Annotated in this window: 8 protein-coding genes and 1 tRNA gene; 7 read left to right on the top strand and 2 right to left on the bottom strand. The window is 56.5% G+C overall.

The genetic code is table 11. The features are described from left to right. Positions 1-306 precede the first annotated feature (306 nt). Positions 307-396 (bottom strand) — tRNA-Ser (locus AC2FJW_RS09525). A gap of 600 nt (positions 397-996) precedes the next feature. Here AC2FJW_RS09525 and AC2FJW_RS09520 point away from each other — a divergent pair. Both AC2FJW_RS09520 and AC2FJW_RS09515 read left to right on the top strand, forming a co-directional pair. After that, on the top strand, positions 997-1,683 hold the full coding sequence (locus AC2FJW_RS09520) for a FecR family protein (protein ID WP_496750125.1): 687 nt from the start codon (positions 997-999) through the stop codon (positions 1,681-1,683). A 181-nt stretch (positions 1,684-1,864) separates the two neighbouring features. Beyond that, a complete protein-coding gene (locus AC2FJW_RS09515) occupies positions 1,865-3,985 on the top strand; it encodes a CHASE2 domain-containing protein (RefSeq protein ID WP_496749956.1) in 2,121 nt (706 codons plus the stop codon). A gap of 821 nt (positions 3,986-4,806) precedes the next feature. Here the strand turns inward: AC2FJW_RS09515 and AC2FJW_RS09510 are convergent. Beyond that, positions 4,807-5,436 carry a response regulator transcription factor gene (locus AC2FJW_RS09510; protein ID WP_246097171.1) on the bottom strand — a complete coding sequence of 210 codons (630 nt, stop codon included), beginning with the start codon at positions 5,434-5,436 and terminating at the stop codon, positions 4,807-4,809. Positions 5,437-5,655: 219 nt separating this feature from the next. Between AC2FJW_RS09510 and AC2FJW_RS09505 the strand changes: the two genes are divergently transcribed. From AC2FJW_RS09505 to AC2FJW_RS09485, 5 genes are read left to right on the top strand one after another with little or no spacing between them, the layout of a single operon-like run. Then, positions 5,656-6,897, top strand: coding sequence for a pyridoxal-phosphate-dependent aminotransferase family protein (locus AC2FJW_RS09505; protein ID WP_496749955.1), 1,242 nt, complete (start codon positions 5,656-5,658; stop codon positions 6,895-6,897). Between the two features lie 16 nt (positions 6,898-6,913). Next, positions 6,914-8,110, top strand: a complete 1,197-nt coding sequence (locus tag AC2FJW_RS09500) for a malate--CoA ligase subunit beta (protein ID WP_496693072.1) — start codon at positions 6,914-6,916, stop codon at positions 8,108-8,110. After that, complete coding sequence (gene sucD, locus AC2FJW_RS09495) at positions 8,110-9,000, top strand: succinate--CoA ligase subunit alpha (RefSeq protein ID WP_281972634.1); 891 nt, start codon at positions 8,110-8,112, stop codon at positions 8,998-9,000. Before AC2FJW_RS09500 ends, sucD begins: the two co-directional genes overlap by 1 nt. Further along, positions 9,000-9,971, top strand: a complete 972-nt coding sequence (locus tag AC2FJW_RS09490) for a 2-hydroxyacid dehydrogenase (RefSeq protein WP_496749954.1) — start codon at positions 9,000-9,002, stop codon at positions 9,969-9,971. Before sucD ends, AC2FJW_RS09490 begins: the two co-directional genes overlap by 1 nt. After that, a complete protein-coding gene (locus AC2FJW_RS09485; RefSeq protein WP_496749953.1) occupies positions 9,971-12,601 on the top strand; it encodes a phosphoenolpyruvate carboxylase in 2,631 nt (876 codons plus the stop codon). The genes AC2FJW_RS09490 and AC2FJW_RS09485 overlap by 1 nt, the downstream gene beginning before the upstream one ends. Positions 12,602-12,722: the final 121 nt, after the last annotated feature.

Below are 12,722 nucleotides of genomic sequence, written 5' to 3'. Positions count from 1 at the left end.
GCGCCAGCAGCCTCATACCGAACAGTCATCCGAATTCAGAAACACCCCGGTAGTGCCGGCTCTTGCAACACCAACGGTACCGGTTTCGGTGGTATAAGCGGATTTGCCAACAATCCAGGCACCAATGGTCGATCACGAGAGCAAGCTTCGCACCCACCGCGTCCCGCGTGTATTTCGAAGGGCCGGGTCATTGAGTGCTGGAAACGGAACACCCGACCTTCCGATCACGTTATTTCTTGGCGGATGTGGCGGGTAAAGCCTTCAAAACGTGTAAGCCATCACAAAAAACATCATATGAAGATTTGGTGGCGGAGACGAAGGGATTCGAACCCTCGAGACCCTTCCGGGCCTACTCCCTTAGCAGGGGAGCGCCTTCGACCACTCGGCCACGTCTCCGCTGGCCGGTGTATTCGATAAGCGCCAAGAAATACAAGGGACCTCGTGAAAAAATCTTCAAAAAGTCAAATCCATGATGTCTATGGCTTTCGGGCTTGATCAAAGGCAGCCGCGAAACGTCACCCGCAATGCGTGTCTGCCGGGCCTTCCATAAGGCGATCAGACCCAAGAGACGTCGGCTGGGAAAGCGAGCGACGGCCCAACGAAACACTGATTTGAAAAGGGCCCTGTCCAAGACGCCGGCAATGTACAAACAGAGAGTTACCGAAGCTCTGGGTCAGCCCAATTAGGTGGGAATTTTCTCCAGCTTCATAGAAAACTTGCCAAACACATAGGCATTAAGGCATATTTGCTTAGATTTTTTACAAATAATACAAAGAAATAAATTCCACGAGGCACAGACCGGGCAGCGGGCGCATTGCGCTCTGGAATAACCTTGGGGAAGGGATAATTAGTTTGGTCTGGTTAAGAGTGTTGTGTGTTTCCTGTTGTGTTTTGATACTGCCGTCGCAGATCCTGGCCAACATTGGTACTGTCGTAAGCGTCAAACAAGGCGCAGAAATTACCCGAGCCGGGAATTCCCGGCCACTGCTTGAAGGCATGGAAGTTGCCTCGGGTGATTCCATATCCACAGACAGCAGAGGGGTAGTTCAGCTGATCTTTGTTGACGAAACGAAGATCGCGATAGGGCCTAATGCAAAGATGGCGCTGGATGTGACCATGTTGCGAAACAAGAAGAAGGCCAAGAATTTTGCCGTTCAGGCCTTGGGTGGAAGCTTTCGTTTCATCTCGGGCAACAGCAGAAAACGTGCCTATTCCATCCAGACCCCCACTGCGACAATGGCTGTGCGTGGGACCATATTCGACATGTGGGTTGTGCCTGGCACCCAAAGCTCGATGCTGGTGCTGGAAGGCACCGTGCAGATGTGCGGCCTGAAAGGCGGCTGCAGATCAACTGGACGTCAATGCAGCCTGTTTGCCACCAGTCAAAAAGGCAAGGTGGGCCGCCCGGCCGATCAGGCACAGTACGACGAAGCAGTGAAAAATGGATTTCCGTTCATTCAATCTCAAGAACGGCTTCTGAGTCCGCTGCGCGTGAATATCGAAGGCTGCGCCGGAGAATCTGCACCAGTGCAGCCCATCGAAAAATCCGACGCTCCCGAGCCCCGCTCAGCGCCCCCGCAGCGGCAAGCGGTGAAGGCTTCGGTAGCATCTGCACCCGTCGAGGCGCCCAGTATTGAAGGCGGTGCAGCGCCGGATACGAAACCGAATAGACCTGTTAACTGAGCATCGGCTGATATGGGTAATCGGTAATGTCGGGCAGTGAAAGCGACCACTGTCTTCGGAGGCAACCGTGACGGTTAAGTCGAAAGAACGGAGCACTCGCCGCAGGGGTTTTCGCCTTGTGGGTTTGTGCCTGATCCTGTTTGGATGCTTTGTCAGGGTCATAGATCCGTTTCCCGTGCGCATGACTCGGCTGATATATTTCGACATCCTTCAGCGCATGGCCCCACGCGATTACACCCCCGACCTGCCAATCCGTGTTGTCGACATAGACGAACAGTCACTAGCCAACTGGGGGCAATGGCCGTGGCCGCGCAATCTCATGGCTCAGATGGTTGAAAACCTCGGCCAAAATGGCGCTGCGGTCATCGCTTTTGACATGCTGTTTGTCGAACCCGACCGCTATTCGCCTGCTCGATTATTGGAAGACCCTGCGTTGGCCAAGGTGCTCTCGGTAGATGAAGACGCCCAAAACCTGGACAACGATGTTTTTTTCGGAGCCGAAATCGCCAAATGGCCGGTTGTTCTGGGTGTAGCGGCCCGTGTAGCCGATGATGGTCAGCCCGTCATATCCAAGGCGGGGATCATCGAGATCGGTGAGTCTCCGACCTCAGGGCTCGTCCAGGTTCCGCATTGGACCCCTCCTGCTCCGCCACTTTATTCAGATGCAACAGGCATTGGGGGCGTGAATGTCTCACCACTTGGTGGGACCGGTGTGGTCCGCCGGGTCCCGGTACTTTGGGGGGGACCGGATGGCGCCCTGCCAAGCCTGGGAATTGAGGCCCTTAGGGTGGCCTTGGGGGAAACAGTCCTTTTCGCCGAGGGCGCGTCCGATGAATCCGGTGTCATGCTGGCGCTTGAACTGGGCGATTTTCGATTGCCAACAACTCAGAACGGCGAAGTCTGGATCCGGTACAGGCGAGACCGGCCTGAACTGTATGTTTCTGCCAATGACGTTATGACGAATCCGGATGATCCTGCGCTGCGGTCCCGGATCGAAAACCAGATTATTCTTGTTGGCACCTCTGCGGCGGGTCTGTTTGATATGCACCAGACCTCGCTCGGAGAATCCGTGCCCGGCGTCTCGATCCACGCGCAGTTACTTGAACAGGTCCTAACGGGCGAAATGCTCAGCCGATCCGATGTGACCGCTGCGCTTGAGTTGGTCTCATTCGTCTTACTGGGGTTAGTGGTCGTCGCCGTCATGTCCAGCTTTGGTGCGGTCGCATCCTTCATTGCGGGTGGCGTATCTGCAGCCGTAGTTGTGCTGATCAGCTGGATGGCCTTTCAAAATCAACTCGTATTATTTGACGCAACCTTCCCACTTGCTGGTGGGATGGCGAATTTCGGGCTGTTGGCCGGATATCTATTCATTTCGACCGAGCGAGAGAAAAGAGCGATCCGAAAGATCTTTTCTCACTATGTCGCTCCTGAAATTTTGGATGAAATGGAAGGCTCGGACCATCAGTTGGTCCTTGGTGGAGAAACACAAGAGATCACCGTCATGTTCGCCGACATCCGTGGATTTACCCCGTTATCCGAGTCGGTTTCGGCCACGGAGCTCGTCGCCATTCTGAATGAGCTGTTTTCACAGGTCGGAGATCAGATTTTGCACGAGCGAGGCACAATCGACAAATTCATCGGCGACGCAGTCATGGCGTTCTGGAACGCTCCGCTTCCGGTCGAAAATCATCCCTGTCGCGCTGCACGGGCAGCCTTGATGATGCGCGGTGCATTGGCACAGTTCAATAGGTCCGAAATCATGCGCGAACGGCCACCCATTGCGCTGGCTACTGGCTGCGCGACAGGACAGGCCTGTGTGGGCAATATCGGGTCGCGGCGGCGGTTCAATTATACTGTGATCGGAGATGTGGTGAACGTCGCCGCCAGGATCGAACAAAGCTGCCGACATGTCGACTATGACATCTTGGTTTCGAATTCAGTTTACATTCTAGGCAAACAAGAGTTGGCGATGTTGGAAGCTGGGTTTGTGGACCTGAAAGGAAAAAAGAACCTGGAGCCCGTTTACATATTGATTGGCGATCAGGACATGCTCGACAGCGAGGCATTCCAGAACTTACGCGATGCGCATGCTCAACTTTTGTCGGCCATACGTGCGCGTGAACCGCTGGAGCGCACCGATGAGCTGCGCCAAAACTGCATCGACATTGCCAAAGAAATCGAACCCGGTCTTCTGTCCTTTTATCGCGCGCTGTCTGGGCGCACTGCTGATTTTCTGTCCGATGTCCAATCAAACAAGCTGTTGTTCAGTCATCACGCCCGTGAAGGACAAAATCTGGCCTAGCGGGCCCAGAGCCATTGCAACTTTCAAGCGAGCATGTGAACCCCATAGAACCGCCCTGAAGCAGGCGCGGAAGTTGGGGAACCATATTGCTAAAGCCAAATCATCCATCCTGAACTTGGCTCCTTACTTCTGGCCTGAAGAAACTGGATCAGCACCTTACTGCACCGAACTGACCCTATTGGATGCTCATCGTGAAACAGACGCCATTATGGCCTATGTTCCGACTTTTCTGACCTTGTTTGGCGCCCGAACGCTTACCGAAGCAATCAAAATGGCACGTCGCCGAAAACGCGTTTTTCGCCCCCAAACACAGACCAGCCTGCGGTCTCCTGGCCATTTGCGGGTTCGGGCTTCTAAGCAACCTGTCCCGCGAGAAAGGGCTGTACGATTTTCTTGAAACAGCCGGATCTCTGCACTCTCTCTGGGTTGATGTCGAAATGATCCTGGCCGGACCGGCCCTCTGGAGCAAGACCTGACCGCGATCAAAGACGCCGTCGCCAAAGACAAAATCAGATGGGACGGCCCGCTATATGGCGAAAAAAAACAGCATTTTTATGGTGAGATTGACGTGTTTCTGTTTCCAACTCGATATAGTATCGAAGCTCAACCAACTGTAATCTACGATGCCTTCGCGTCGGACACAGCCGCGACCTCTTTCGCGCGCAGAGCTATCGAAGAACAGGTTCGGGTTTGCATTGCGACCGTCGCCGTCGATCAGAGCTTTTCCGAAACCGCCACCCAATTCCCCACGGGTTCCTAAGAAAGGCCGATCACGCGACCAACAGAATGACCACACCATTGGAGCATTTGGGCAAATCTATCTAATGCGAGGCCGCATTAGACGAATAGTAATACGCGATGGCCTGCGTCCTATTTTTAACCGATAGTTTTTCGTAAATGTTTGACAGGTGAAATTTCACGGTATTGGTCGATATCTGAAGCTCTTTGGACAACTCGCGGTTGGACATGCCCTTGGCTAGAGCTTCCAGAATCGCGCGCTCTTTCCGCGACAGGCTGTGGATCGGATTCTGTTGCATCTGGCGGACATCGATGAACGGAAACACCATCTTGCCAGCAGCCACGTCCGCGCAGGTTTCCAGCAACGCTTCAACTTCACCTGACCGGGATGAGAATCCCGCAGCTCCTGCCTGCATTGCAAGGCGCGGAACATCTCCGACATCATCGCCGTAAATGACAAAACGGGGCGCGCCTTCCTGTTCTCGCAAAACCTCGATCAATTTGGCCGCGCCAAGAACCGGCAAGCTCCAGGAGATCACACACACCTGGACCGGAACTCTCATGACCGCGCCCAGGAACCCTTCAGCAGTCGCCGATGTGGCGACCAAAGAGAATCGCGGATCACGTTCAAAAATCTCTGACATGGCCGATAAGACCAGCGGATTGTTGTCGGCAAGCATGACGTCAATCGGTTGTTGTGAAGGCTCTGTCATTGATTTTACATCCAAATCCTCAATAAACTACCCATTCGTATAGGGCAAAACTTGGTATACTTCGGTATTCTTGCCAATACGGGTAGGTTTTTCCCCATCCCATTAGAAGTCCTAAAGCAGTAGTAAGTTACGTTGCGCGATGACGCAAGCAAGGCTTTCCTGATCCACAACGAGATGTCTGGGCGTGGTTGACCACCCCAACGATCAAGGAGGATCGCAATGACTTTCCAGATTTATCCAACGCTCGAAATCCCCGAGACGCTGGCCGCAGGCCCCGGGCCGGGCAATACAGACGCGCGCGTTCTACAGGCCTTTTCCAGCGCCGGAGTTGCGGATCACATGCAGGGCGACGTTTTGCGCGGCATGATCGAATGCAAGCACATGCTGCGCGAAATCTGGGGCACCACGAACATATACACCTTTGCGGTCGCGGGCACTGGTTGGAGCGCTTTGGACACCATGTTCTCGGCTGTCATGCCCGGTGACACGGTTGTTGCGTTCAACAACGGGACCTTTTCGGGCATCGATACAATGACCCTTCGGATCAAGGCAGCGACACCGGACGAACATGCTGCCAACCCCTTGGATCCGCAGGCCGCCAGTGTCACGATCATCGACGTGCCGCATGGTCAGTCGGTGACCGGTGACTTGGTCGAAGCCGCACTGGCTGAACACAAGCCCAAATGGGCGTTTATGGCTCATTGGGAAACGGGATCAGGACGCATCAATGATTTGCGCGGCTTCTCGGATGCCTGCGAGCGCCATGGTGCAATGGGACTGATCGACGCCGTTTCGTCTTTGGGTGTCGAAGATTTCCGGGTTGATGATTATCCGGGCATCGCGGGCTGGGCCTCTTGTCCGCAAAAGGGCCTGTGCTGCTTGCCGCTTACCTATGCTCCCGTCAGCTTTACCGATGCATATATCGACAGCCTGAAAGCAACGGGTGCCTACAGCTATGTTCACAATCCCATTTTCGAGGCCCGCCACTGGGGCATCGTCGATGGCCAGGATGTTGAAAAAGGCACATATCACCGAACACATTCGGGCTATGCCGTCGCGGCCTTTCATGAATCGTTACGCCTGACCCTGCAGGAGGGGCTGGCGAAGCGCGCACATGCATACAAGACGCATGAGGCCGTGCTGCGCGATGCCGTCATTGCGATGGGCTGCGAGGTCACCTCGGACATGTCCAGCCTTGTGGTGCTGAACCTGCCCGCTGAACTTGCAGGCCGCGAAATGGAGCTGGTGCAGAATTGCCGGGCCCGCGGCTTTGGCATCTGGCCAACCCTCAGCGCCCCTGTTCAGGTCCGCATCGGCATCCTGAACCAACTGAATCATCAGTCGATCGGCCGCATCGTGCATTTGTTTACCGAAGCAATCCGCGAGATGGGTGGTTCGGTGAATCTCGAAGCGATCGAAGCGCTTCTGGAAAGCCGCTACGGCACATCTATCGCTGCATAAACGGGAGGAAATGCAGATGGATATCCACGAATATCAGGCGAAAGAACTTCTTTCGAATTTCGGCGTCGAGGTCCCTTCGGGGGCCTTGGCCTACAGCCCCGAACAAGCTGCCTATCGTGCACGTGAGCTGGGCGGCGACAAGTGGATTGTAAAGGCACAGGTTCACGCAGGTGGCCGCGGCAAAGCTGGGGGCGTAAAGCTGTGTAATTCGGAAAGCGAAATATACGCAGCCTGTGACGAGATGTTTGGCCGCAAGCTGGTGACGCATCAGACCGGACCCGATGGCAAAGGCATCTATCGCGTCTATGTCGAATCTGCCGTTCCGATCGATCGGGAAATCTATCTGGGTTTTGTGCTCGACCGCTCAAGCCAACGCGTGATGATCGTCGCCTCGTCCGAGGGCGGAATGGAGATCGAGGATATTTCCGCAGAACGCCCTGAAAGCATTGTCCGCTCCATCGTCGAACCTGCGGTAGGTCTGCAGGAGTTTCAGGCGCGCGAGATTGCCTTCAATCTGGGACTGGAGCCCCGTCTGATCCAAAACATGGTCCGCACCCTCCAAGGGTGTTACGCCGCTTTCAACAAGCTGGACGCGACCATGGTTGAAATCAATCCGCTCGTCATCACCGGTGACGATCGCGTGTTGGCGCTGGACGCCAAGATGAGCTTTGATGACAACGCCTTGTTCCGCCACCCGCAGGTCGCGGAGCTTCGCGACAAAAGCCAGGAAGACCCCCGTGAAAGCCGCGCGGCGGATCGTGGCCTGTCTTATGTCGGGCTGGACGGCAATATCGGCTGCATCGTGAATGGTGCCGGTCTGGCCATGGCGACGATGGACACGATCAAGCTGGCCGGGGGAGAGCCTGCAAACTTCCTCGATATCGGAGGCGGCGCGTCACCAGAACGTGTTGCCAAAGCTTTCCGATTGGTACTGTCCGACAAGAACGTCCAAGCGGTTCTGGTCAACATTTTCGCCGGCATCAACCGCTGCGACTGGGTTGCCGAAGGCGTCGTGCAGGCTCTGAAGGAACTGGATATCGACATCCCAGTCATCGTGCGCCTTGCCGGGACGAATGTTGAAGAAGGTCAGAAAATACTCGCCAAGTCCGGCCTGCCGATTATTCGTGCAACAACATTGATGGAAGCTGCCGAACGCGCCGTTGGTGCATGGCAAAACGATTTGACCCAAAACACCAAGATGAGGGCTGTGTAATGAGCATTCTTCTGGACCGCGACACCCGCGTTATTGTTCAGGGCATCACTGGACGTATGGCACGCTTTCACACCAAGGATATGTTGGAATACGGCACCAATGTTGTTGGCGGTGTCGTCCCTGGCAAGGGCGGCGAAATCGTAGAAGGCGTGCCTGTCTTCGACACTGTCAAACAAGCGGTCACAGCCACCGGCGCAGAGGCCAGCCTTGTCTTCGTGCCGCCCCCGTTTGCGGCGGATTCGATCATGGAGGCCGCAGATGCCGGTATCCGTTATTGCGTTTGCATAACCGACGGCATCCCGGCGCAGGACATGATCCGCGTCAAACGCTATATGTATCGCTATCCCAAGGACAATCGCATGGTGCTGACCGGCCCGAACTGTGCTGGAACCATCAGCCCTGGCAAGGCCCTGCTGGGGATTATGCCGGGCCATATCTACCTGCCGGGCAATGTCGGCATCATCGGTCGTTCGGGCACGCTGGGCTATGAAGCCGCGGCGCAGCTGAAGGAGCGTGGCATTGGCGTCTCAACCAGCGTCGGTATCGGTGGCGACCCGATCAACGGCTCGTCATTCCGCGATATCCTTGAGCGGTTCGAACAGGATGAGGACACCGAGGTCATCGCCATGATCGGCGAAATCGGCGGCCCTCAGGAAGCCGAGGCGGCCGAGTATATCCGAGACCACGTCACCAAACCCGTCGTGGCCTATGTCGCCGGTCTGACCGCACCTAAAGGCAGGACCATGGGTCATGCCGGGGCGATCATCTCGGCATTTGGCGAAAGCGCCTCGGAAAAGGTCGAAATCCTATCGGCGGCGGGTGTGACTGTTGCTGAAAACCCTGCGGTAATTGGCGAGACCATCGCCCGCGTCATGGGAGAGGCTGCGTGATGGTCAAACCTTCGGTCCTTGTCACCCGTCGCTGGCCCGCCGCCGTCGAGGCGCAACTGGCCGAAAACTACAACACCGTACTCAACATCGGGGACAAACCATTGTCCCCTGCCGAGATCCGCGATGCGTTGAAACGCTATGACGCGGTTCTGCCCACGGTCACCGACACGCTCAGCGCCGAGGCGCTGGACGTATCTGCGGCGCAAACCAAAATCCTCGCCAATTATGGAGTTGGTTACAGCCATATCTGTGAACCCGCTGCGCGCAGCCTTGGTATGACCGTAACCAATACGCCTGATGTCTTGTCCGAATGCACGGCTGATCTGGCCATGACATTGCTGCTGATGGTAGCCCGCCGCGCCGGCCAAGGCGAACGTGAGCTGCGCGCGGGCGGCTGGACCGGCTGGCGTCCGACCCATCTGGTCGGCACCAAGGTCAGCGGCAAGACTCTGGGCATCATCGGTTTTGGCCGCATCGGTCAGGAAATGGCCCGTCGCGCGCACCATGGGTTTGGCATGAAAATTCTTGTGCAGAACCGCAGCACTGTCTCGCCTGAGGTATTGAAACAGTTCAACGCAACTCAGGTCGATACCGTGGACGATCTGCTGCCGCACAGCGATTTCGTCTCACTGCACTGCCCGGGTGGGGCCGCAAACCGGCACCTGATCAACGGGCGCAGAATGGATCTGATGAAGCCCAACGCCTTCCTCATCAACACTGCGCGCGGTGAGGTCGTGGATGAGCATGCGCTTGTGCAGTCGCTGATGTTCGACACGATCGGTGGGGCTGCTTTGGACGTGTTCGATGGCGAACCTCGCATTAGCCCGGATCTGTTGCAATGCGACAACCTGGTGATGCTACCCCATCTGGGTAGCGCCACAAAAGAATCGCGCGAGGCCATGGGCTTTCGCGTACTCGACAATCTGGCCGACTTCTTCGCAGGTCGCACCCCGCGGGACCAGGTGATCTGATGCAAGCGCTGGCCCGCAATATTCCGTCCACCCCGGACCCTTCGGGCTATGCCGAGGAATTGCGCTCGGAACTGCGGGCGTTGTGGCGGAATATTCTGTCGAAGCGGGCGCCGCATGTGGCGACATGGGCCGAGGCCATGCCGTTGCAACCCATCCCTACAGGGCTCGAGGCAACTCCGTATCTGCAAGCCCTATCGATCTGGTTCCAACTGTTACGCATCATTGATGAAAACGCCCATGTCCGGGACCGGCGCCTTACCGAGACCCTAAGCGGCGCGGAAGCGGTCGAAGGCGGGTTTGCTGAGGTGTTGTCTGAACTGCAATTAACGGACAGCCAGACAAAAAAACTGACGGCTGACCTATGCGCCGGTCCCACCCTAACCGCGCACCCGACCGAGGCCAAGCGGGTCACCGTTTTGGAAATTCACCGGCGGATCTACCGCAATCTTGTCAGTCTTGAAGTGCAACGATGGACCCCGACCGAACGCACCGAATTGCTGAATGGTCTGGAAGGCGAGATTGATCTTTTGTGGCTGACAGGCGAACTTCGCCTGTCACGCCCAAGCTTGCGCGACGAGATCGAGTGGGGGTTGCAATTCTTCCGGGATGCAATCTTTGACGCCGTCCCGCAGGTCATGGATCGGTTCGATCAGGCCTGCCTGCATGTGTTGGGTCAGACTCTAGCCAAAACACCCAACATTCGCTTTCACAGCTGGATTGGCGGCGACCGGGATGGCAATCCGAATGTCACAACCGAGATGACCGCACTGGCCCTGCAACGCGGCCGTGAAACGGTTCAGGATCTTTATCGTCAGGCCATCGATCAAGCTGCAAGCCGGTTGAGCATCAGCGCGCTCATATTGCCGCTTCCTGAGCCAAACCGTGCACGTGTACAAGAAATTATCGACCGGACACCGGACGACGATCGCAATCGAAACGAACCGTTCCGGCAGGCTCTCAATGCCATTCGCTATCGGCTGACCGATGGCGGCTACGATCACATCTCACAATTCGTAAGCGATCTTGGGGCACTTGATGCGGCTTTGTGCGCGGTCAACGCCGACGTCCTGGCACAGAGGCATATCCGTCCGCTGTGCCGCGCCGCTGCGGTTTTCGGGTTCCGAACCACAACCCTGGATATTCGTCAGAATTCAACCGTCACGAATGACGTTCTGACGGAACTTTGGTCACAATCCGGACATGCTCCGGAATATGGCACGCCCGACTGGTCTGCCCGTCTGCGATCAGAGCTGGCAGATCAAAACCTGCCCTATCAAAACCGCGAGGCGCTGAGCGATCAGGCGCAGGAAATGCTGGCGCTTTTAGCGCTTGTTCATAGTGTTCGCTCGGGGCCGGACCCCAAGGCAATTGGGCCATTTATCCTGTCCATGACCCGGTCTGCCGATGATATTCTCGGTGTGTACCTGCTGGCCCGCTATTCCGGTTTCGGGTCCGAGACATTGGATATCTCGGTGGTGCCATTATTCGAAACGATTGCAGATCTTCGCAATGCCCCTGCGATCCTGCTGGACGTTTTGGCAGTGCCGCTTGCCCGCCGCAGCCTCAAAACCGTTGGAAATGAAATCGAAGTGATGCTGGGGTATTCGGACAGCGGCAAGGATGGCGGGTATTTCTGCTCAACATGGGAGCTGGAGCGCGCCCAACGTCGCATCGTGACGGCACTGGCTTCGCAAGGTTTCAAGGTCACGTTTTTCCATGGACGCGGCGGCTCAGTCAGTCGGGGCGGCGCTCCCACTGGGCGGGCGATTGCTGCGCAGCCCAGCGGAACAATTGCCGGGCGCTTGCGCGTAACTGAACAGGGCGAAGTTGTTTCGACCAGATACGCCAACCGCGGAACAGCCGCGGCCCATCTGGAATTGCTCCTCTCAAGCACGTTGCGTCATACCGCCAATCCCGGCGAAACCCTGGCCCGACCCGAGTTCGACGACGCGCTGGATGCTCTGTCGGAACTGTCACAGACAGCCTATGTCTCGCTTTTGAAGATGCCAGGCTTTCTGGACTATTTCCAGCAGGCCAGCCCGGTCGAGGAATTAGCCCGCCTGAAAATAGGATCTCGTCCGGCACGTCGCTTTGGCGCGGCCAGTCTGGATGATCTGCGCGCCATTCCATGGGTTTTTGCCTGGTCGCAGAACCGCCACCTGATCACGGGCTGGTATGGTTTTGGGGCCGCAATGGCCAGCTTCCGCAAATTTCGTGGCGCGCGCGGTGATGAAGTGCTGCAGGATATGTTTCAGCACTCCCGGCTGTTCCGCCTTGCCGTCGATGAGATGGAGAAATCGCTCTATCAGGCGGATATGGGCATCGCCGCACAATACGGCGAACTAGTGCACGGTGAGAACACCCGACAAATCGTCTTTCAGTCAATCAAAGCGGAATACGATAGCGCCTGCAGTGCAGTGCAATTTCTGACGGGAGGACAAACTATCGGACACCGTTTCCCTCGCCTGTGCGAGCGGTTTGATCGCAAACGGGCTGAACTGGCCCGCATTCACGCGCTGCAGGTCGAATTGCTGCGACAAGCTCGAACCGAGCCTCAGGCAGGATCGGTTCCTGTTCCCCTGCTGCAATCGATGAACGCTATTTCCGCTGGCCTTGGCTGGACCGGCTAACCCTTTTAGGAGGTTTCAAAGTGAACGCCCCGCAACGCACTCAAGGTTTTTTCACCCAGTCTCTCTCAGCGCGCGACCCAGAGCTGTTCGGCTCGATCACGTCCGAGCTGGGCCGTCAGCG

This window comes from Ruegeria sp. CDSA020 (genome assembly GCF_059612345.1).
The sequence above is the reverse complement of the archived record's forward strand: the minus strand, read 5'-3'. Positions and strand labels throughout refer to the sequence as shown.